24 protein-coding genes are annotated in these 18,707 nt (G+C 61.5%); 16 read left to right on the plus strand and 8 right to left on the minus strand.

What is annotated here, in order from left to right:
• From ACVWYU_RS09510 to ACVWYU_RS09555, 10 genes are read left to right on the plus strand one after another with little or no spacing between them, the layout of a single operon-like run.
• Entirely contained in the window at positions 1–546 is a 546-nt protein-coding gene (locus ACVWYU_RS09510) for a PilN domain-containing protein (protein WP_457372561.1), read from the plus strand.
• A complete protein-coding gene (locus ACVWYU_RS09515) occupies positions 533–1,081 on the plus strand; it encodes a pilus assembly protein PilO (RefSeq protein WP_457372562.1) in 549 nt (182 codons plus the stop codon). Before ACVWYU_RS09510 ends, ACVWYU_RS09515 begins: the two co-directional genes overlap by 14 nt.
• Complete coding sequence (locus ACVWYU_RS09520; RefSeq protein WP_457372563.1) at positions 1,081–1,599, plus strand: hypothetical protein; 519 nt, start codon at positions 1,081–1,083, stop codon at positions 1,597–1,599. The genes ACVWYU_RS09515 and ACVWYU_RS09520 overlap by 1 nt, the downstream gene beginning before the upstream one ends.
• Positions 1,596–3,425 carry a secretin N-terminal domain-containing protein gene (locus ACVWYU_RS09525; protein ID WP_457372564.1) on the plus strand — a complete coding sequence of 610 codons (1,830 nt, stop codon included), beginning with the start codon at positions 1,596–1,598 and terminating at the stop codon, positions 3,423–3,425. Before ACVWYU_RS09520 ends, ACVWYU_RS09525 begins: the two co-directional genes overlap by 4 nt.
• Before the next feature lie 2 nt (positions 3,426–3,427).
• Positions 3,428–3,901, plus strand: coding sequence for a type II secretion system protein (locus tag ACVWYU_RS09530; protein ID WP_457372565.1), 474 nt, complete (start codon positions 3,428–3,430; stop codon positions 3,899–3,901).
• Between the two features lie 4 nt (positions 3,902–3,905).
• Positions 3,906–4,280, plus strand: a complete 375-nt coding sequence (locus ACVWYU_RS09535; protein WP_047530667.1) for a type II secretion system protein — start codon at positions 3,906–3,908, stop codon at positions 4,278–4,280.
• Entirely contained in the window at positions 4,255–4,794 is a 540-nt protein-coding gene (locus tag ACVWYU_RS09540) for a type II secretion system protein (protein WP_457372566.1), read from the plus strand. The genes ACVWYU_RS09535 and ACVWYU_RS09540 overlap by 26 nt, the downstream gene beginning before the upstream one ends.
• Entirely contained in the window at positions 4,791–5,180 is a 390-nt protein-coding gene (csgE, locus tag ACVWYU_RS09545) for a curli production assembly/transport protein CsgE (RefSeq protein WP_090319264.1), read from the plus strand. The genes ACVWYU_RS09540 and csgE overlap by 4 nt, the downstream gene beginning before the upstream one ends.
• Positions 5,177–5,593 (plus strand): curli assembly protein CsgF, encoded by a 417-nt coding sequence (locus tag ACVWYU_RS09550; RefSeq protein ID WP_457372567.1) that lies wholly within the window; start codon positions 5,177–5,179, stop codon positions 5,591–5,593. The genes csgE and ACVWYU_RS09550 overlap by 4 nt, the downstream gene beginning before the upstream one ends.
• Before the next feature lie 30 nt (positions 5,594–5,623).
• Positions 5,624–6,487 carry a CsgG/HfaB family protein gene (locus ACVWYU_RS09555; protein WP_457372568.1) on the plus strand — a complete coding sequence of 288 codons (864 nt, stop codon included), beginning with the start codon at positions 5,624–5,626 and terminating at the stop codon, positions 6,485–6,487.
• A 268-nt stretch (positions 6,488–6,755) separates the two neighbouring features.
• On the opposite strand, the gene ACVWYU_RS09560 is transcribed toward ACVWYU_RS09555, so the two are convergent.
• From ACVWYU_RS09560 to ACVWYU_RS09570, 3 genes are all read right to left on the minus strand, one after another.
• Positions 6,756–7,625 (minus strand): isocitrate lyase/PEP mutase family protein, encoded by an 870-nt coding sequence (locus ACVWYU_RS09560; protein WP_090319354.1) that lies wholly within the window; start codon positions 7,623–7,625, stop codon positions 6,756–6,758.
• A gap of 148 nt (positions 7,626–7,773) precedes the next feature.
• Entirely contained in the window at positions 7,774–8,808 is a 1,035-nt protein-coding gene (gene astA / locus ACVWYU_RS09565) for an arginine N-succinyltransferase (RefSeq protein ID WP_390955395.1), read from the minus strand.
• A 61-nt stretch (positions 8,809–8,869) separates the two neighbouring features.
• On the minus strand, positions 8,870–9,886 hold the full coding sequence (locus ACVWYU_RS09570; protein WP_457372569.1) for an arginine N-succinyltransferase: 1,017 nt from the start codon (positions 9,884–9,886) through the stop codon (positions 8,870–8,872).
• 550 nt (positions 9,887–10,436) lie between these two features.
• Between ACVWYU_RS09570 and ACVWYU_RS09575 the strand changes: the two genes are divergently transcribed.
• Entirely contained in the window at positions 10,437–11,006 is a 570-nt protein-coding gene (locus tag ACVWYU_RS09575; RefSeq protein ID WP_457372570.1) for a histidine phosphatase family protein, read from the plus strand.
• The gene (gene cobF / locus ACVWYU_RS09580) at positions 11,006–11,761 is read left to right on the plus strand and encodes a precorrin-6A synthase (deacetylating) (protein WP_457372571.1); all 756 of its coding nucleotides are present in this window, start codon (positions 11,006–11,008) and stop codon (positions 11,759–11,761) included. Before ACVWYU_RS09575 ends, cobF begins: the two co-directional genes overlap by 1 nt.
• Before the next feature lie 46 nt (positions 11,762–11,807).
• On the opposite strand, the gene ftrA is transcribed toward cobF, so the two are convergent.
• Positions 11,808–12,782 carry a transcriptional regulator FtrA gene (ftrA, locus tag ACVWYU_RS09585; protein WP_457372572.1) on the minus strand — a complete coding sequence of 325 codons (975 nt, stop codon included), beginning with the start codon at positions 12,780–12,782 and terminating at the stop codon, positions 11,808–11,810.
• A 101-nt stretch (positions 12,783–12,883) separates the two neighbouring features.
• Between ftrA and ACVWYU_RS09590 the strand changes: the two genes are divergently transcribed.
• On the plus strand, positions 12,884–13,318 hold the full coding sequence (locus ACVWYU_RS09590) for a rhodanese-like domain-containing protein (RefSeq protein ID WP_090319374.1): 435 nt from the start codon (positions 12,884–12,886) through the stop codon (positions 13,316–13,318).
• Between the two features lie 98 nt (positions 13,319–13,416).
• Here the strand turns inward: ACVWYU_RS09590 and ACVWYU_RS09595 are convergent, their stop codons facing one another.
• Positions 13,417–14,061 carry a type 1 glutamine amidotransferase gene (locus ACVWYU_RS09595; protein ID WP_457372573.1) on the minus strand — a complete coding sequence of 215 codons (645 nt, stop codon included), beginning with the start codon at positions 14,059–14,061 and terminating at the stop codon, positions 13,417–13,419.
• Between the two features lie 333 nt (positions 14,062–14,394).
• Here ACVWYU_RS09595 and ACVWYU_RS09600 point away from each other — a divergent pair, with 333 nt between their 5' ends.
• The 3 genes from ACVWYU_RS09600 (at position 14,395) to ACVWYU_RS09610 (ending at position 17,356) form a co-directional block, all read left to right on the plus strand.
• A complete protein-coding gene (locus ACVWYU_RS09600; RefSeq protein WP_090319378.1) occupies positions 14,395–15,177 on the plus strand; it encodes an ABC transporter substrate-binding protein in 783 nt (260 codons plus the stop codon).
• A 201-nt stretch (positions 15,178–15,378) separates the two neighbouring features.
• Positions 15,379–16,491, plus strand: a complete 1,113-nt coding sequence (locus ACVWYU_RS09605) for a succinylglutamate desuccinylase/aspartoacylase family protein (protein ID WP_390955400.1) — start codon at positions 15,379–15,381, stop codon at positions 16,489–16,491.
• 148 nt (positions 16,492–16,639) lie between these two features.
• Positions 16,640–17,356 carry an alpha/beta hydrolase gene (locus ACVWYU_RS09610; RefSeq protein WP_457372574.1) on the plus strand — a complete coding sequence of 239 codons (717 nt, stop codon included), beginning with the start codon at positions 16,640–16,642 and terminating at the stop codon, positions 17,354–17,356.
• A gap of 3 nt (positions 17,357–17,359) precedes the next feature.
• Here the strand turns inward: ACVWYU_RS09610 and ACVWYU_RS09615 are convergent, their stop codons facing one another.
• The 3 genes from ACVWYU_RS09615 to relB form a co-directional block, all read right to left on the minus strand.
• Complete coding sequence (locus ACVWYU_RS09615) at positions 17,360–17,932, minus strand: hypothetical protein (protein WP_457372575.1); 573 nt, start codon at positions 17,930–17,932, stop codon at positions 17,360–17,362.
• A 95-nt stretch (positions 17,933–18,027) separates the two neighbouring features.
• Positions 18,028–18,297 carry a type II toxin-antitoxin system RelE/ParE family toxin gene (locus tag ACVWYU_RS09620; protein WP_457372576.1) on the minus strand — a complete coding sequence of 90 codons (270 nt, stop codon included), beginning with the start codon at positions 18,295–18,297 and terminating at the stop codon, positions 18,028–18,030.
• A complete protein-coding gene (relB, locus tag ACVWYU_RS09625; protein ID WP_248914154.1) occupies positions 18,287–18,478 on the minus strand; it encodes a type II toxin-antitoxin system RelB family antitoxin in 192 nt (63 codons plus the stop codon). Before relB ends, ACVWYU_RS09620 begins: the two co-directional genes overlap by 11 nt.
• Positions 18,479–18,707 lie beyond the last annotated feature (229 nt).

Consider the following 18,707-nt stretch of genomic DNA (forward strand, 5'->3'; position numbering starts at 1 on the left):
ATGCGCGCCCTGATGCTCGACTTTCAACCGCGTCGCCGCGCGAGCGCGCTGGGCTGGAGCCTGCTGGCCGGTGGTGTGGTGCTGGTGCTGACCTGCATCGTGATCCAGCAACACCTCAGCGAGGAGGCCGAACAACAGCAAGGTCACCTGCAGACCGCCCAGCGCGTGCTCACTGGCGACACGGGCAGCAAGGTCAGCCTGACCCCGGCGGAAACCCGCGAACAGGCGCAGAACCTGGCCGAGATGCGCAAGGTGTCCCAGCAATTGCGCCGCCCCTGGGAGCAGTTGTTCGCCACCCTAGAAGCCATGCCCCGGGACAACATTGCCTTGCTGACCCTGACCCCGGATGCCCGCAAGGGCCAGGTGCGGATCAGCGCCGAGGCGCGGGATCTGGACGCCATGCTCGACTTTCACCGCCGCCTCGAAGCCAGCGACGAGCTGTCCGACGTGTCGCTGCTCAGCCACGAAATCGTCGCCAACGTGCCGGAACACCCGGTGCAATTCAACTTGTCGGCTACCTGGGAGATTGGCGATGCAAATCCCTAGATTGATCGTCCATGAGTACCTGCAAAGCCTCGGCGTGCCGGGTCTGGCAGGGCTGGCGATGGTGGTGCTGGCGCTGACCTATGGCCTGGCCGGGCTGTTGCCGGACTGGCAGTCCGTGCAGCAGCTCAGCCAGCAGACCCGCGAAGCCAGCGAATACCTGGCCAGGGTCGAGGACGGCACGGTGGCCGCGCCGGTGGTGCCGCAACGGCAACTGGATGATTTCCGCAGCAAGTTGCCGACCCAGCCCCAGGCCACGGTGGCCATCGACAAGATCTACGCGCTGGCCGCCCAGGAACACATCACCCTGGCCCGGGGTGAGTATTCCCTGGGCATCGATCCGAAAACCCACCTGGCGCGCTATCAGATCCTGCTGCCGGTGCGGGGCAGCTACCCGCAACTGCGGCGCTTCCTGCACGCCTTGCTCGGCCAGTTGCCGGCGGTGGTGCTGGAGGACGTGGAGTTCCAGCGCAAGAAAATCGCCGACACCGACCTGACCGGGCGGATCCGCATGACCCTTTACCTGTCGAGGTCATGATGAACAACAAACGCGCAGTGGGCTGGGTAGCGTTCTTGTCCGTGGCGGCGGCGCTGGCCTGGTTGCCCGATTACTTCAAATCGGCCGACGACACCGGGGCAGACGTGGCCGCCGTGACCACGCCCGCCAGAGGCAAAGCCCGTGGCGCGTCGTCAGCCACCCAGGCCGCTGGCGTATCGAGCGCCATCAAGGACCTGAGCCCGGCCGGCGATCTGTTCGCCGCCCGCAGCTGGAAACCGGCGCCGACACTCGCCAGCGTCACTGAAACAGCGGTCAACGTCGCCCCGGTGGTCCAGGCCCCCACTGCACCGGCTTTGCCTTTCCAGTTCATTGGTCGGCTGGATGATCGCAGCGACCTGCAAGTGTTCTTGCAGAACGGCGAAAAAATATACGTCGTACGCAAAGGGGATGTGATCGACGAAACATGGAAGATCGAGGGGATTTCCGACAGGGAACTGAGCCTGGTCTATCTGCCTCTGCATTTGTCCCAGACGCTGTCTGTGGGGAGCGCGCAATGAACAAATCCCGTTTGCTGATGAGCTTTTGTCTCTGTGCAGGTCTGGCGGCGTGCAGCTCGGCACAGATTGCCAGGGAAGAGGCGACCCAACTGATGGAGTCGGGCCAGTACGAAGCCGGTCTTGCGAGGATCGAGGAGGGCTTGCGGGAAAACCCTCGTGATACCGAGCTGCACCTGGCGCTCAATCACGGTCGCGCCCGGGCGGTGACGGCGCTGCTGACCCAGGGCGATATGGATCGCACCCAGCGTGATTTCGCCTCGGCTCGCATGGCGTACGGCCGGGTGTTGACCATCGAGCCGAACAACCGTCGGGCGCAGGACGCGCTGCGTCAGCTGGAGCACATGCGCAGCCTCGATGAAAAACTCGAACTGGCCCGTGGCGACCTGCGTCGCGGCGACATCTATGGTGCCGAACGCCAGGTCAAACAGATCCTCGAACTGGACCCGAACAACGAAGGCGCCCTGGAACTGCAAGGCAATATCCGCCTGGTGCAGAGCCGCAACGTGGTGCCTTATCCGCAACTGCGGACCCGCCTGGACCGGCCGGTGACCCTGGAATTTCGCGATGCCAACCTCAAGACCATTTTCGAGGTGCTGTCCCAGGTCGCCGGATTGAACTTCATCTTCGACAAGGACCTGCGCCCGGACATGAAAGCCACGATCTTCGTGCGTGACGTGCGCATCGAAGACGCCGTGGAACTGCTGCTGCAACAGAACCAGCTGCATCAGAAAGTGGTGAACGAGAACACCCTGCTGATCTACCCGGATTCGCCGCAGAAGCTCAAGGATTACCAGGAGTTGGTGATGCGCACCTTCTACCTGACCAGCATCGATGCCAACACGGCGCTGAACATGGTCAAGACCATGCTCAAGACCCGCGACGTGTTCGTCGATGAGCGCCTCAATACCCTGACCATGCGCGACACCGGGGACGCCATCCGCATGGCGGAAAAACTCCTGCAATCCCAGGATCAGTCCAACCCCGAGGTGGTGCTGGAAGTGGAAGTGATGGAAGTCGCCCGCCAGCGCATCCTCGACCTCGGCCTGCAATGGCCCAACACCTTTGGCGTGGTCAACGGCGACGGCTCGCCCGTGACCATTCTCGATCAGCTCAAGGGCATCGACTCCAGCCGGATCACCATCAATCCGTCGCCACAGGCCAAGATCAACGCCCAGGACAAGGACATCAATACCCTGGCCAGCCCGGTGATCCGCGTGAGCAACCGTGAGCAGGCGCGCATTCACATCGGTCAGCGAGTGCCGATCATCAGCGCCACCTCGGTGCCTTCGACCCAGGGACCGGTGATCACCGAAAGCGTGACGTACCTCGACGTCGGTTTGAAGCTGGAAGTTCAGCCGACCGTGCACCTGAACAACGAGGTGGCGATCAAGGTCGCCCTGGAAGTCAGCAACGCCACGCCGCTGGAGCCGACGCGCCAGGGCACCATCCCGGTCCAGGTCGATACCCGCAACGCCCAGACCACGCTGCGTCTGCATGACGGCGAAACCCAGATCCTTGCCGGCCTGGTGCGTAACGACCATGGCAGCACCGGCAACAAGATCCCCGGTCTTGGCGACATCCCGGGCCTGGGCCGCCTGTTCGGCAGCAACAAGGACGACATCAGCAAATCCGAGCTGGTGCTGTCGATCACCCCGCGGATCGTGCGCAACCTGCCGTACCAGAGCCCGTCGGACATGGAGTTCAGCACCGGCACCGAAACCAGCATGCACATCCAGGCACCGGACCGTTCGATGAGCACGTCGTCGGTTCAGTCCGGGACCATGGACGCACCGATCGCGACCACCGTAACCGTCGGGAAGCCTTGATCATGAACGCCTCGCAACGCGGTTTTACCCTGATCGAAGTCGTGGTGACGCTCGCCCTGGTCGGCCTTCTGGCCGGCCTGGCCGCGCCGCTGACCGAGACCGTGGTGCGCCGGGGCAAAGAGCAGGAACTGCGCACCGCGCTGTACCAGATCCGCGATGCCATCGACGCCTACAAACGGGCGTTCGACGCCGGGTACATCGAAAAATCCCTCGACAGCAGCGGCTATCCGCCGAACCTGAAAGTGCTGGTGGAGGGCGTGCGTGACGTGCGCAGCGCCAAGGGGGCGAAGTTCTATTTCCTGCGGCGGGTGCCCCACGATCCGTTGGCTCCGAGCAAGCGTGACGACGACGGTGGCTGGGGTTTGCGCGCCTATGACAGCACGGCTCAAAACCCGCGGGAGGGTGTAGACGTCTACGACGTTTACTCCAGGGCCCGGGGCAAGGGTCTCAACGGCATCGCCTACCGGGAGTGGTGAATCTATGCGTCGGGAAAAGGGTTTTACCCTGTTGGAGTTGATGGTGGTCATGGCAATCATCGCGACCCTGATGACCATTGCCTTGCCGCGTTATTTCAACAGCCTCGAAGCGTCGAAAGAGACCACCTTGCGCCAGAGCCTCTCGGCCATGCGCGAAGCCCTCGATCACTACTACGGCGACACCGGGCGTTATCCCGATTCCATCGAGCAAATGGTCGAGCAGCGCTACTTGCGCAACCAGCCTATGGACCCGATTGCCGAACGCAAGGACGCCTGGGTCCTGGTCGCGCCGCCCGATGGCGTACAGGGCGGTGTGGCCGACATCAAGAGCGGAGCCACCGGGAGGGCGCGTGATGGCAGCCTCTATTCCGAGTGGTAAGCCTGCTGCTCAGGGCGGTTTCACCTACCTGGGTGTGCTGCTGCTGATCATGGTGATGGGCATGGGCCTGGCCAGTGCCGGCGAGATGTGGGCCACCGCCTCGCGCCGCGACCGTGAACGCCAGTTGCTGTGGGTCGGCACGCAGTACGCCCAGGCCTTGCGCAGCTATTACCGCAGTTCGCCCGGTGTGGCCCAGTACCCCAAAGAACTCGCCGACCTGCTGCAGGACGAGCGCTTTCCCAACCCGAAACACCATCTGCGTCAGCTGTATCCGGACCCGATCGGCGGCGGCGAGTGGGCCCTGATGCGCGGCTTCGACGGGCGCATCACCGGCCTCAGCAGCGCCTCCACGGAAAAACCGCTGAAACAGGCGAATTTCCCCAGCCAGTGGTCGGACTTCAACGGCATGGCCAGCTACAAGGACTGGCAGTTCGTGGCCGAGAAGGCCTTCCTCGATGGCACCTCGGGGCCGGCCAAAGGCCAGAGCAAAGCCCCTCAGGCGTTGCAGCCATGAAGCGCTTGTGCCTGGCCTTGATCCTGCTGCTGAGCAGCGCTGTCGCTTCGGCCGGCGAGGAGGACGAAATGCTCGGTTTCATCGTCGACGACACGATCTCGCACATCGGCCACGACTTTTACTACGCGTTCAGTGAACGCCTGCGCGCCACCAGCCCGATGGATTTCAACCTGGTGGTACGCGAACGGCCTTCGGCTCGCTGGGGCAGCCTGGTGACCGTGGAATATCAACAGCGTTTGGTTTATCGGCGCTTCCTGCCGCCGAACACCGTGGACCTCAAGGACGACGCCTATGCCGCCGCCGACTGGGTACGCGGGCAGGTTGTCCAGCGCAAGCTGGAAGCCTTGTTGCAGGACACCACGGACCTTGAGAGGGACGAACTATGAAAACGAACACTGTCTCGCGGCACCTCGGGCTCTGGTTGCTCGGGCTGGGAAGTTGTGGGTTGGTCCAGGCCACCGAACTGGTGTACACGCCGATCAACCCGTCGTTTGGCGGCAACCCGTTGAACGGCACCTGGCTGCTCAACAACGCCCAGGCGCAAAACGATTTCGACGATCCGGATTTGAAGAGCCGCACCACCGCGGCCGGGACATCGGCCCTGGAGCGGTTCACCAGTCAATTGCAATCGAGGTTGCTGGGGCAACTGCTGGACAACATCTCCACCGGCAATACGGGAAGCCTGTCCACCGACGCCTTTATCGTCAACGTCGTCGACGACTCAGGGCAATTGACGATTGAAGTGACCGACCGGGCTACTGGCGAGCTCTCGGAAATCAAGGTGAATGGCCTGAACTGATAGGGATTGGGTCGATGGGGAGTTAGGGACATGAAAAAAATAATTGTGCTGGGGCTGATCTTGGCGGCATTACAAGGGTGCGGTCTGCGCGAGCCGATGTCGGCCGAGCAGGACACCGAAACCCCGACCCTGACCCCCAGGGCCTCGACCTACTACGACTTGTTGAACATGCCACGACCCAAGGGCCGGTTGATGGCCGTGGTCTATGGTTTCCGCGATCAGACCGGGCAGTACAAGCCGACCCCGGCCAGTTCTTTTTCCACCAGCGTGACCCAGGGCGCGGCGAGCATGCTGATGGACGCCTTGCAGGCCAGTGGCTGGTTTGTGGTGCTGGAGCGTGAAGGGCTGCAGAACCTGCTGACCGAGCGCAAGATCATCCGCGCCTCGCAGAAGAAGCCGAACACCCCGGTGAACATTCAGGGCGAGCTGCCGCCATTGCAGGCGGCGAACATGATGCTCGAGGGCGGCATCATTGCGTACGACACCAACGTGCGCAGCGGCGGGGAAGGGGCGCGCTACCTGGGCATCGACATTTCCCGGGAGTATCGCGTGGATCAGGTCACGGTCAACCTGCGGGCGGTGGACGTGCGCAGCGGGCAGGTGCTGGCCAACGTGATGACCAGCAAGACCATCTACTCCGTGGGCCGCAGTGCCGGGGTGTTCAAGTTCATCGAGTTCAAGAAGTTGCTTGAGGCTGAAGTGGGCTACACCACCAACGAACCGGCGCAGTTGTGTGTGTTGTCGGCGATCGAGGCGGCGGTGGGGCATTTGCTGGCCCAGGGCATTGAGCGGCGTTTGTGGCAGGTGGCCGGGGACAATTCGCCGGACACCAATGCGACGCTGGATCGCTACCTGACGCAGAACAAGGTGGATCCTGAGGGGCAGGGGGAGTGAGGGTGGGTGGTTGCTCGCAGGTGTAGCCCGATCGACTGTGGGAAGGTGTACCCGGTCTATTGTGGGAGCTGGCTTATCGGGGCGCCGCACCGCAGCGAAGGCGGCCTGACAGCCGACCAATCACCCGCAGGTGCACCCTATCCAATGTAGGAGCGAGCCTGCTCGCGATGAACGTCCGGGCAACGCGGGCAATCAGACAGCCTGCGTCATCGTCGATGTCCATCGCGAGCAGGGGATGGGGTTTCACGCAATTAGCGTTTGCTCACCCTCACTCTTTAACGTGCATGAACTCTTCAGCCCAACGAATGTACTCCGCCGGCTGCGTATAGGTGTGTGTCAGTTCCGTCGCGCTCAGGTCGGCGGCCTGGGTGAAGATTTGGCGTTGCTCGCGCAGGCTGTCATAGGTGGCCTTGATCGCGGCGAAGTAGGCGCCGTGGCCGTCGATGACGACGCGCACGCCCAGTTCGGCCAGGCGTTTGTCGTCGCGCAACAACGGGTTTCCGTAGGTCACGAGCATCAGCGGTACGTTCAGGTGTTCGGCGATCTGTTCCAGGTGGTCGAAATCCTTCACGCCCACCATGCAGATGCCATCCGCGCCGGCAGCCTGGTATTGCTTGGTGCGGCTGATGATTTCCTGTACCGGCAGAATCCCTGCGTGGGTGCGGGCGATGATGGCCATTTCCGAGTCACACCGGGCTTCCAATGCCGCGCGAATCTTGCCGACGCCTTCGGCAACGGTGATCAGGTCCGTGGACTTGCGGCCGAATTGCGCCGGCAGCAAGGTGTCTTCGATGGTCAGGGCCGCCACGCCGGCACGTTCGAGCTCGACGATGGTGCGCATGACATTGAGGGCGTTGCCGTAACCATGGTCGGCGTCGGCGATCACCGGCAATTGGGCGACACGGCCGATGCGGGTGGCCTGTTCGGCGAACTCGCTGAGGGTGATCAAGGCAAAATCGGGGGCGCCGAGCACCTGCAACGACGCGACCGAACCACCGAGAATGCCGACTTCAAATCCCAGGTCGGCCGCAATGCGCGCCGACATCGGGTCGAAGACCGACGCCGTGTGATAGCAGGTGTTGGAAGCGAACAGTTGGCGAAAGTTGCGGCGTAAATCTTGATGAGAAAGCCTGGACATATGAGTTCCACCAATGGAAATGGAAGGGCTTGAGCAAAAGTGTCAACGCCGAAGATGTAAAAGGCTATCACGCGGGGCAGTCGAGAATGATGACGAATTTGTCGGCGATGGCGGATGGGCGCTCAGCTGGTGGTGAGCCGGCAGGCACTTACGCTGCCACCGCCTGCGGCTGTTGCGGGTGCAAGGGGACGGCACGGACCGAGTCGCCGGGTTGCAGTTGCAGGCGCTTGGCAGTGAGGCGGTCGACGATCAGGCGCTCATCCACCAGGCGCGCCGGAGTGGCGGTGATGCGACAGTTTTCCAGGCGACGGTTGTGGATCAGCCACATCGGGGCCTGGTCGTCCAGGGGGGCGATGGCCAGCTCCAGTAACTGGCTGTCGCGCACCAGGCGAATGCTCGAAACGGCGGACTCGATCACCGGGCCAGCGTCGAAGATGTCGATGTAGCCCTTGTGGGCAAAACCTTCGGCGCTGAGGATCTTCAGCGCCGGCTCGGTCTTCGGATGAGGCTTGCCGATCACCGCCCGGGCCTGTTCGGTCAGCAGGCAGGTGTACAGCGGCTGGCGTGGCATCAGTTCAGCGATGAACGCCTTGTTGCCCAACCCCGACAAGTGGTCGGCGTGCTTGAAGTCCATCTTGAAAAAGTGGCGGCCGACGCTGTCCCAGAAGGGTGAGCAGCCTTGTTCGTCGGCACGGCCGCGCAGTTCGGCGATCAGCTTGTCGCCGAACAGGTGTGGGAACTCGGCCACAAACAGCAAGCGTCCCAGGGACAGCAACCGGCCGTGTCTGCTCTGGCGTCGATCGGGCCGCAGGAACAGCGAGCGGAGTTCCGATTGACCGGTCATTTCATTGTTCAGGAACAAGGTCGGGATGTGTCGCTCGATACCCAGGTCCGGTGATGAACTGACCGTCAACCCGACCCGATAGTTGTACCAGGGTTCGCGCAGGCCCACGGCCCCGGTCAGGGCGCTGACGCCCAGCACCTGCTGGTCGTCGTCTTCGAGTACGAACAGGTAATCGGCGTCGGCGCGCTCGACTTGTTCGGCGAAGGTTCTTTGCGCCCAGCGCAAGCGATGGTTCAGGCGCTCTTCGCTGGCCGGCAGCGACGTCAATCCGCAATCGGTCTGCCGGATCAGGGCGAGCAAGGCGGGCAGGTCGGTCGGCTGGACCGGACGAACAATCATGCTGCAACTCCTTCTGCGGGCTTGCCGGGGCATCGTCGTTGGGCGCGACCATGGACAATGATCACAAGGCAACCAGCCGGATCAGGCTGCCTTCGTTCACCTTCAGGGCCGTGCACATCGCGGCATCGAGGGTCACGGGCTGCCCGGCGCTGTAGTCCAGTTCGGCGACGATGGCGCGGTAGTTTTCCAGCGAGTCATTGCTCACCAGATAGCGGCCACGGGCGTCGATGGCTGAGCCGGTCCGCACTTCAGCGATGTGGCTCTGCTCGATGGAACGGATGCCACGGGTGCGTGCATGGAGCGTCGGGCCCCCGTCAAAGAGATCGACATAACTGTTGGTTTCGAAGCCTTCGCGCTCGAGAATATCGAAGGCCTCCTGGCCATCGGGATGGATTCGGCCGATGCAGTCTTGCGCGGCCTGGGGCAGCATCGGCACGTAGATCGGGTACTGCGGCATCAATTCGGCGAGAAACCCACGACTCTCAAGTCCGCAGAGTCGCTCGGCCTCGACATAGGGCAAATCGAAGAAGTGCTTGCCCACGGCATCCCAGAACGGTGAATGCCCGTCATCGCTGCTGAAACCGACGATTTCGGTGATGACCGCGTCGGCAAAGCGCGGCGCGTGGGCGGCGATGAACAGCAGTCGCGCCCGTGACAACAATTCGGAATAGGCCGTGCGCACCAGCTGTGGATCGATATGAAAGCCGCGTAGCAAGGTGTGGCCGTTGAGGTCGTGGCAGAGCGACAGTGCAGGCACGCCATGTTCGATGTTCAGCTCCCGCGAAGCGCTGTTGAAGTGGCGGTTGCGCAGGGTGTAGAACGGCTCACTGAACCCCGCGCTGGCAACAATTTCCGAGCAGCCCGCCAGACGCCGCGTCGTCGAGTCTTCCAGCACGAAGAAGTAATTCTCCGGACCCGGGCTCTGGACGGTTTGCTCGAACGACGTGCAGGAATCGAGAATTTTATCGCGCAAGCGTTCGCTGTCGTCCGGCAGGGACGTGACGCCTACCAGGCTTTCGCGAGCCAGTCGCTGCAATTGGGGCAGGTCGGTTAACACCACTGGACGCAAGACCAGCATGGATGCACTCCTGTATCAAAAGGCCCGGCGGCTTGCACCGAACCTGACTATCGCTGTCGGTTTCCACGCATTGAATCGGCGGTTGCCTTGCCAGGTCCGCACTGTCTTCAGTCGCTACTCGAGGTTGGCCGCGCGCGCTATCAACCCCGGGTCATTACGGCGGCAGGGATTGATCAGATTGCATGGTGTTTTGAGTGTGGACGGTGGGCTGTCCAGACGGGAATCGATGTTCGGGTCTTTGAAAGAAGGCATCCGGGCTCCTGCTGGATGGGGGATTAATAGTCCGTTGAAAGCAGTATTTATTTAAGGCGCACTGCATGTCTAGTTAATTTTCGAGGGGTTTTTCTACGCACGAAAACAGGGCGAAATGTCCGTACGGCGGTGGCTACATGGATGTCAGGACATCTTGTAGGGCATTGCCTATAAACAAGCCGGAAATGGCTTTTAATACGAAGTGAAAGGCCCACAAGGCAATCTTTCTTGCGGCACAATTGCACAACCACCGACGGCGAGGCGCCGTACTGACTTTCCATCGACAGAGTGAACCTTTGTGCAGGCGACCCGTTTGACCCTGATCTGCCACGCTCGAACCGTCGCACAGAAATTGGCGCGATTTCCCACGAACGAATCCCTGGAAATGGATTGGCAATCGGCGCGGGGTTCTCGTGGTGCCCGATTCAAGCATGCGCGACTGTTGTGCGGCCCGGAAGAGCGTACCCGGCAGACCGCCGAACTGTTCGGGAGCGCCGCAGACGTGGTCATGGCCCTGCGGGACTGCGATTTCGGGCGCTGGAGCGGTCAGCGAATCAACGATGTGCAAAAAACCGAAGGCGAACGGCTCCAGTCCTGGCTTGCCGACCCCGATTCGGCGCCTCACGGTGGTGAATCGGTGAGTCAAGTGACTGAACGCGTGGTGGCCTGGCTGGACACACTGCAGGCGACACCGGGTCAAGTGGTCGCGGTGACGCATCCGTTTGTCATCCGCGCCGCGCTGACGCATGTGCTGCAAGGTTCAGCGTTCAATCTGATAGATGTTGAGCCGCTGTCGACCGTCGAACTGAGGTTCCAGGGTTGCTGGCGACTTCGCCTGGCGGGAGCCGACCTCGAGGAAGGGTATTGATGAAAAAGCTACTGGTCATCGGCATCGGTGCCGGCAATCCCGACTACATCACCATTCAGGCGGTGAAGGCGTTGAACAAGGTCGACGTGTTTTTCCTGATGGACAAGGGCCGGAGCAAGGACAAACTGATCGACCTGCGCCGCGATATCTGCGAGCGCTACATCACGGATCGCCACTACCGCTTTGTCGAAGCCCGAAGCCCTGAACGCGATCGCGATGATGCGGACTACCGGGCCAGTGTCGATGACCTCAACCAGGCCAGGCAGCGGATCTTCGAACGGCTGATCAACGAGGAAATGACTGACGAGGAGTGTGCCGCTTTCCTGGTGTGGGGCGACCCGGCGTTGTACGACAGCACCCTGCGCATCCTGCAGGCGATTCTGGCTTCAGGTGCCTGTACGTTCGAGTACGAGGTGATCCCGGGCATTACCAGCGTTCAGGCGTTGGCGGCGCAGCACAAGGTGGCGCTCAATCAGATTGGCCGCTCGGTTGAGATCACCACGGGTCGGCGCCTCGCCGCCGGGCAGGTGAGCGAGGCCGACAGCCTGGTGGTGATGCTCGATGCCCAGGACGCTTACCGACAGGTGGCGGATCAGGAGACCGAGATTTACTGGGGCGCCTACCTGGGGACGCCGGATGAGATTCTGATCAGCGGCCGGCTCAAGGACGTGGCCGATGAAATCGAACGGGTGCGCAAGGCGGCGCGCCTGGCCAATGGCTGGATCATGGACACCTATCTGTTGCGTAAGCCTTGAGCATTACCTTGTCTGTTCGGGCCGCTTCGTGGCCCGCAAGGCCACTTCAAGAAAGCGCCTTGACCCCACGCCCAAAGCGCTCCCGATACACCGACGGCGGTACGCCGACCACGCTGCGAAACGCCACCCGGAAGCTTTCCACCGAACGATAACCACAGCGCAAGGCAATCTGCTCGGTGTTTTGATCGGTGCTTTCCAGCAGTTCGCGGGCGCGGCCCAGGCGTTCATGTTGCAGCCAGGCCTTGGGTGACTGGCCGCTGGCTTCGGTGAAGCGGCGCAGGAATGTCCGCTCGCTCATCGCCGCTTCGCTGGCCAGATCACGCACTTCCAGCGGTTCATGCAGGCGCTCGCGTGCCCACTGCATGACGCGGGAAAGATCACTGCGCGGCGCAGGACTGACCGGCATCGGAATGAATTGCGCCTGGCCGCCGGTGCGTTGCGGCGACATCACCAGCCGCCGTGCCACCGAATTGGCCACTTGTGTGCCGAAGTCCCGAGCCACCAGATGCAGGCAAGCATCGATGCCGGCAGCGCTGCCGGCTGAGGTAATCAACTGGCCTGAGTCGACATACAGCACATCGGGGTCCACCCGAATGTTCGGGAAGCGTTCCGCCAACTCCGTAGTGTAACGCCAGTGCGTGGTCGCACGGTGACCATCGAGCAAACCGGTGGCGGCCAGCACGAATACTCCGGAACAGATCGACAGCAGCCGTGCGCCCCGGGCATGGGCCTGGCGCAGGGCGGCGAGCAATGCCTCGGGCACCGCTGCCTGACGATCACGCCAGCCGGGGATGATGATGGTCCGGGCCTGTTCGAGCAGTTCCAGGCCGCCGTCGGCCAGCACCTGGATGCCACCCATGGCGCGCATCGGGCCCTGATCGACAGCGGCGATGCTGTGCTCGTACCAAGGGAATTCGAACTCCGGCCGCGCCAGGCCGAAGATTTCGACGGCGATGCCGAACTCGAATGTACAGAGGCCGTCGTAGGCCAGAATGGCGACCAATCCAGGGGTGGGTTGCATTTGGCGGAAAATTCCCGGTGAGTGTCTTGTACGCCACTTTAGCGAGAATGGGCAGGCGGATAAAGTCTGCTCACACCCAACGACACTTAGGAGTACTGCCCATGACCAGCCTGGTTCGCGAAATTCCCGCCGCCCCTTCGGCCATTGCCCTGATGCACTTCAGCAATCGCCTGACGTTCGAAACCGATTGTTCCGACGTCCATGGCAGTCAGGCCGCTGGCGAAGTTGATTTCACGCTGTTGGACGTGCGCGGGCCGCTGGCGTTCGAGCGCGGGCATGTACCCGGAGCGATCAATATTCCAGGGCGCTTGCTCAGTGCTGAAGGCCTGGCGGCTTACCCGAAAAACACCCTGTTCGTGGTCTATTGCGCCGGCCCTCACTGCAACGGCGCGAACAAGGCGGCGGTGAAACTGGCGGCGCTGGGTTATCCGGTCAAGGAGATGATCGGTGGCGTGACCGGGTGGCTGGATGAGGGGTTTGAATTGAGCGTCACAGTGCAACGTCCAGCCAAAGCGACGATAGGGTGTGAATGCTGATCAACTGTGGCGAGGGAGCTTGCTCCCGCTGGGCCGCGAAGCGGCCCCAAATCAGTCGACTCAATTCTTTTGACGATCGCGTACTCAGGTTCACCGGTTCAGCGTGTGCCTGAAGATGCCTCCCACCACCCATCCAGCGTCCCCTGCAACCACTCGAATACGGTTGCATGGGCGGCGCTGTCCTGCTGACCCCGCGGCAATGGCGATTCATCCGCAAAATACTCATTCAGAACCGCCACCGATTCGGCATTCCACTCCGGATGAAACTGCAGGCCCAGCCGCGTCGGCCCGACGCGGTACATCTGCTGTTCACACTGCTCGCTGCTGGCCAGCAACTGCGCATTCGCCGGCAGGTCGATGGCGTCTTCATGCCACTCCAACACGTTCAGGCTCCGGCCATCGACGAAGTGCACGGTGGTCCATCCGGTCTCGGTACGCTCCATGCGCCGCACATTCCCGCCCAGGCTCAACGCCAGCAATTGGGCACCCAGGCAAATGGCGAACACCGCCGCGCCTTGGTCCAGGCTGGCTGCCAGCCACTGCCGTTCGGCCGCCAGCCATGCCGGACCGGCGTTGGACTCGAAAGGCCCGCCCAGCAAAATCAGCGGCGCGGCGCTCACGGGCGGCAGTTGACCCAGGTCGGCGCGAAAAACGTTCAGCGTCACACCACGGGATTCGGCCCACAGGGCGATAGCGCCGGGACCTTCGGCGGGATGGTGCTGGATCAGATTCAAGGAAGGCATCACGCATCTCTTCAGGGGCGGGTGGGCGGCCAATGTGCCGCAAAAAGTGCTGTGTCGCCAGCGCGACTCTTGGGTCGGAAAACAGTCAATTCCTTGTAGGTATTTTCCCAATTAGCGGATTATCTGACAGTCTTTGCACCGCGATGGCGCACACCACAATGGCCTTCTTTCCTGTGGCCACTTTTCTGTAAGTATTTGTCGCTTCAGCACAATTTGCCCTCCTGAAGCCACTCTAGACTGCCGGCCACTTCGGTTTTTACCAGCCAAAAGCTACCGACCGAAAGCTGATAATCGAAAGCTGCCAATAAAAGCCTCCGCACACAGGAGTTATAAATGAAGAAGCTAGTGATGTTCGGTGCCCTGGCACTGTCGATGCTGTCCCTGACCGCCGTGGCCGAAGACGCCAAGCCGATCCGTATCGGTATCGAAGCCGGCTACCCACCGTTCTCGATGAAAACCCCGGACGGCAAACTGACCGGTTTTGACGTGGACATTGGCGACGCCCTGTGCGAACAGATGAAAGTGAAGTGCACCTGGGTCGAGCAAGAGTTCGACGGCCTGATCCCGGCACTGAAGGTCAAGAAAATCGACGCCATCCTGTCGTCCATGACCATCACCGACGACCGCAAGAAGAACGTCGATTTCACCATCAAGTACTACCATACCCCGGCGCGCTTCGTGATGAAGGAAGGCACCGATGTGAAGGACCCGCTGACCGAACTCAAAGGCAAGAAAGTCGGTGTGCTGCGCGCCAGTACCCACGACCGCTTTGCCACTGAAGTGCTGGTACCGGCCGGAATCGACCTGGTTCGCTACGGTTCCCAGCAGGAAGCCAACCTGGACATGGTATCGGGACGCATTGACGCGCTGCTGGCCGACTCGGTCAACCTGGACGACGGTTTCCTGAAAACCGACGCCGGTAAAGGTTTCGCGTTCGTAGGCCCTGAGTACAACGATCCGAAATACTTCGGTGGCGGCGCCGGTATTGCCGTGCGCAAGGGTGATAAGGAACTGGCGGACAAGTTCAACACCGCTATCACCGAAATCCGCGCCAACGGCAAGTACAAGCAAGTGCAGGACAAGTACTTCAAGTTTGACGTTTACGGCAAGGAATAACCGAGCCGTTCCAGGAAAATGGCAGCCGTTGACGCGGCTGCCATTTTTTTATGATTTGCAATCAGGCCGCGGTCTCTTGTGGAAGCGAACTTGCTCGCGAAGGCGTTGTGTCAGGCAACATCAATGTTGAATGTGCCGACCTCTTCGCGATCAAGCTCGCTCCCACAAGGGATCTTGATGCCGCTGATATCGGAGCGCCCCATGCAACGCATCAACCACTCTCTGCCCTGGAGCCATCTGGGAACGGAACGCACCCTCAGCGTGTTCCGTTATGGCGCGGGTACTCGCAAGGTCTACATCCAGGCCAGCCTGCACGCCGACGAGCTGCCGGGCATGCGTACCGCCTGGGAACTGAAAAAGCGCCTGACCGAGCTGGAAAGCCAGGGCCAGTTGCAAGGTGTGATCGAACTGGTGCCGGTGGCCAACCCCATTGGTCTGGATCAGCACCTGCAAGGCAGCCACATGGGCCGCTTCGAGCTGGGCAGCGGCAAGAATTTCAACCGCTCGTTCGTCGAGCTCAGCGCACCGGTGGCGCAGTTGATCGGTGATCGCCTGGGCGGGGATGCCGAGGCCAACATCGCGCTGATTCGCCAGACCATGGGGCAGGTGCTCGACAGTCTGCCAAGCCCGGCTTCGCAGCTGGAAGCCATGCATCGCCTGTTGCTGCGCCATGCTTGCGACGCGGATATCACCCTGGACCTGCATTGCGATTTCGACGCGGCGATTCACATTTACGCCCTGCCGCAACACTGGCCACAGTGGCAATCCCTGGCCGCGCGCCTGAAGGCCGGCGTCGCGTTGCTGTGTGAAGACTCTGGTGGCAGCTCGTTCGACGAGTCGTGTTCCTCGCCGTGGTTGCGTCTGGCCAGGGCGTTCCCCGAGGCTGCCATTCCACCAGCCAACCTGGCGACCACGCTGGAGCTGGGCAGCATGGGCGACACTCGCGTCGATCAGGCCCAAGCCAATTGCGAGGCTATTCTCGGCTTCCTCGCCGAACAGGGCTTCATCAAGGGCACCTGGCCAGCGGCGCCGGCGCAATGCTGTGAAGGCATGCCGTTCGAAGGCACTGAATACCTGTTCGCGCCGCATCACGGCGTGGTCAGCTTCCTGCGCGATGCCGGCGAGTGGGTGGAGAAGGGCGACGCGCTGTTTGAAGTGGTCGACCCGCTGAACGACAAGGTCACCACCGTTCGCGCCGGCACCAGCGGCGTGTTGTTCGCCATCGACCGCGGACGTTACACCCAACCGGGTACCTGGCAGGCGAAAGTCGCCGGGCGCGATCCGATTCGGGCGGGCAAGCTGATCAACGACTGAGCCGATTCACCTCGGCAGCGCTGGCTTGCCAGTGATGGGGTCGTTGAGATCGCCATCGCTGGCAAGCCAACGCTTTTACAGGGGAGTGCGTAGCCGGGAAGAGATGTTAGGCTCTGTCCCGAATCCTGCGCACTGTGAAGGAAGGTCCATGTTGAGATTTCTTGCTCTGCTCACGCTGCTGGCGTCCGCCGCTGTCCACGCTCAAACCCCTTTGCACACCGATCTGCCGCTCAAGTACCTGGAGCAGGCCAGCATCGACTCCCGCGATCAGCCCCTGGTGATTTTCCTCCACGGTTACGGCAGTAACGAGCAGGATCTGTTCGGCATCAAGGACGACTTGCCCGCGCAATACACCTACCTGTCGGTCCGTGCGCCGATGGCGATGGAAGAGGGCAGTTACCAGTGGTTTCGCAAGAAGGGCGAGGGTGCCTATAACGGCGAAACCGATGATCTGAAGTCCAGCGCTCAATTGCTCCTGGACTTCATCGCCCAGGCGGCGACGAAATATCACACCGGGCCTGACAAGGTGTTTCTGGTGGGGTTCAGCCAGGGGGCGATCATGTCTTATGAGGTCGGCCTGCGCCACCCCGACGCGGTGGGCGGGATCGCGGCGTTGAGCGGGCGGATTCTGCCGGTGCTCGAGTCCGAGCTGCAACCCGATGAAAAACGCCAGTCACTGGCGATTTTCATCGGGCATGGCACGGCGGATAAACGTCTGCCGTTCAGTGACGGCACCGACGCCGAGCGCCTGCTCAAGAGCGTGTCACTCGAACCCGAGTTTCATGCCTACCAAGGGGTTGGCCACAACATCAGCGCCGACGAGGTGCAGGACTTGAGTGCCTGGTTGCAGCGGCTCAATCCTTGATGCTTATTTGCCGCTGACGATCTGCTTGATCAGGTTTTCGTGGGCAGCCATGTCGCCGGGACGGGAAATCACCTGGACCACGGTCATGTGACTGCCGGACGCTGCCATCAACGTCGTATTGAGGGTCTGACCACCACCCTGGGTGGCGGTGCTGTCGACCTGGCGCAAGCCCAGCCCGTTACCTTTCAGGGTCAGGCTTTTTTCACTGAGTTTGTTGTAATCCGGCAGGGCCTTGCGTTGGGCAGCGTCGAAGTCGGCCACGGTGCCGTCGAGAAATGCGCCGTCGTTGTCCTTGACCTGGACGCCTTCCGGCAGGCTGTTTTCAGCAGCGATCACCACGGTCTTGGTGGTTTCGTTGCTGTACATGGTGCCGCTCGCGCCGGTGGGACTGGTCGGCAGCGGGTTGGCGATGAAGCCCTTGGGCAGGGTGAAGGTGAACTTGCCGCCGAGCATCGAGACTTTCTGCGTCGATGCCGTCTCCTTGGCAGTGGCCTTGGCGGCCTGCGCATTCAAAGCCCCCAGACTGGCCACCGCTGCCAGCAACAGAACAACGGCTTTTTTACTCAACAGTGACATTCGGAATCTCCAGGGATGGTCGCGCGATGGGGCGGCGATCATCCCATGGAGGTTATGGCGGGTTCCAGTGCGGACTAACGGACGGTCACTGATGGTCAGGGGTATTCCTGCCTGGCGTGTAAAACGCTCACGATCTCGATTCGATCCGTTACTTGATAAACCACCAGGTAGTTGGGGTGCACAACAATTTCCCGGGTACCGGGCACTCGGCCAAATCGATAGAGATAGGGGTGTTCAGGAAGGGCTGAAGTCGCAGTCTCGATGGCTTGGGACAGGTCGATCGCTGCTGCCACGTTACGTTCGCCAATGTAATCAAGGATTTGCCAGAGTTCGGCCCGCGCTTCAGGCCGCCACTCAACCAGCATCGCGCTTGTTGCGCTTCGATTCGATAAGGGCTCGCATTTCAGCCATCACTTGATCGTGCGGGATACTTGGGCGTGGATCATCCAATGAAGCCTGCACCTTTGCGCGGAACCAACGGTCGTAGCTGGCGGCCTGCTCTTCGGTTTCGAATTCTGAAACGATGGGGGAAAGTTCGGCGCTCATGGTGGCCTCCGGAATCAATGCTTGTCAGTCTAATGGGTATGTGGCGAGTTGTCGTTGCTGTCTGGATGAAGTACACCTTGCCAAAGTGCCGGTTGACGACTCCCGCCCGGGCAAATCGTAGTTCCCGGGCTTCCGACGGCCAACCTTGAAATGCCGTCGGAAATTTCCCTGTTCGTTCTACGAATCATCCGTCGCAGGGGGATGAAGCCAGTACATGGTGGGGGCCTCG

This window comes from Pseudomonas sp. TE12234 (genome assembly GCF_054061835.1).

Excerpts from the sequence above, each read along its gene's own strand:
- ACVWYU_RS09560 (WP_090319354.1), bottom strand. The coding sequence starts at position 7,625 with ATGTCCAGGCTTTCTCATCAAGATTTACGCCGCAACTTTCGCCAACTG.
- ACVWYU_RS09600 (WP_090319378.1), top strand. The coding sequence starts at position 14,395 with ATGAAGAAGCTAGTGATGTTCGGTGCCCTGGCACTGTCGATGCTGTCC.
- ACVWYU_RS09570 (WP_457372569.1), bottom strand. The coding sequence starts at position 9,886 with ATGCTGGTCTTGCGTCCAGTGGTGTTAACCGACCTGCCCCAATTGCAG.
- ACVWYU_RS09530 (WP_457372565.1), top strand. The coding sequence starts at position 3,428 with ATGAACGCCTCGCAACGCGGTTTTACCCTGATCGAAGTCGTGGTGACG.
- ACVWYU_RS09515 (WP_457372562.1), top strand. The coding sequence starts at position 533 with ATGCAAATCCCTAGATTGATCGTCCATGAGTACCTGCAAAGCCTCGGC.
- csgE (WP_090319264.1), top strand. The coding sequence starts at position 4,791 with ATGAAGCGCTTGTGCCTGGCCTTGATCCTGCTGCTGAGCAGCGCTGTC.
- ACVWYU_RS09590 (WP_090319374.1), top strand. The coding sequence starts at position 12,884 with ATGACCAGCCTGGTTCGCGAAATTCCCGCCGCCCCTTCGGCCATTGCC.
- ACVWYU_RS09540 (WP_457372566.1), top strand. The coding sequence starts at position 4,255 with ATGGCAGCCTCTATTCCGAGTGGTAAGCCTGCTGCTCAGGGCGGTTTC.
- ACVWYU_RS09550 (WP_457372567.1), top strand. The coding sequence starts at position 5,177 with ATGAAAACGAACACTGTCTCGCGGCACCTCGGGCTCTGGTTGCTCGGG.
- relB (WP_248914154.1), bottom strand. The coding sequence starts at position 18,478 with ATGAGCGCCGAACTTTCCCCCATCGTTTCAGAATTCGAAACCGAAGAG.
- cobF (WP_457372571.1), top strand. The coding sequence starts at position 11,006 with ATGAAAAAGCTACTGGTCATCGGCATCGGTGCCGGCAATCCCGACTAC.
- ACVWYU_RS09520 (WP_457372563.1), top strand. The coding sequence starts at position 1,081 with ATGAACAACAAACGCGCAGTGGGCTGGGTAGCGTTCTTGTCCGTGGCG.
- astA (WP_390955395.1), bottom strand. The coding sequence starts at position 8,808 with ATGATTGTTCGTCCGGTCCAGCCGACCGACCTGCCCGCCTTGCTCGCC.
- ACVWYU_RS09525 (WP_457372564.1), top strand. The coding sequence starts at position 1,596 with ATGAACAAATCCCGTTTGCTGATGAGCTTTTGTCTCTGTGCAGGTCTG.
- ACVWYU_RS09510 (WP_457372561.1), top strand. The coding sequence starts at position 1 with ATGCGCGCCCTGATGCTCGACTTTCAACCGCGTCGCCGCGCGAGCGCG.
- ACVWYU_RS09620 (WP_457372576.1), bottom strand. The coding sequence starts at position 18,297 with ATGCTGGTTGAGTGGCGGCCTGAAGCGCGGGCCGAACTCTGGCAAATC.
- ACVWYU_RS09595 (WP_457372573.1), bottom strand. The coding sequence starts at position 14,061 with ATGCCTTCCTTGAATCTGATCCAGCACCATCCCGCCGAAGGTCCCGGC.
- ftrA (WP_457372572.1), bottom strand. The coding sequence starts at position 12,782 with ATGCAACCCACCCCTGGATTGGTCGCCATTCTGGCCTACGACGGCCTC.
- ACVWYU_RS09605 (WP_390955400.1), top strand. The coding sequence starts at position 15,379 with ATGCAACGCATCAACCACTCTCTGCCCTGGAGCCATCTGGGAACGGAA.
- ACVWYU_RS09610 (WP_457372574.1), top strand. The coding sequence starts at position 16,640 with ATGTTGAGATTTCTTGCTCTGCTCACGCTGCTGGCGTCCGCCGCTGTC.
- ACVWYU_RS09555 (WP_457372568.1), top strand. The coding sequence starts at position 5,624 with ATGAAAAAAATAATTGTGCTGGGGCTGATCTTGGCGGCATTACAAGGG.
- ACVWYU_RS09615 (WP_457372575.1), bottom strand. The coding sequence starts at position 17,932 with ATGTCACTGTTGAGTAAAAAAGCCGTTGTTCTGTTGCTGGCAGCGGTG.
- ACVWYU_RS09535 (WP_047530667.1), top strand. The coding sequence starts at position 3,906 with ATGCGTCGGGAAAAGGGTTTTACCCTGTTGGAGTTGATGGTGGTCATG.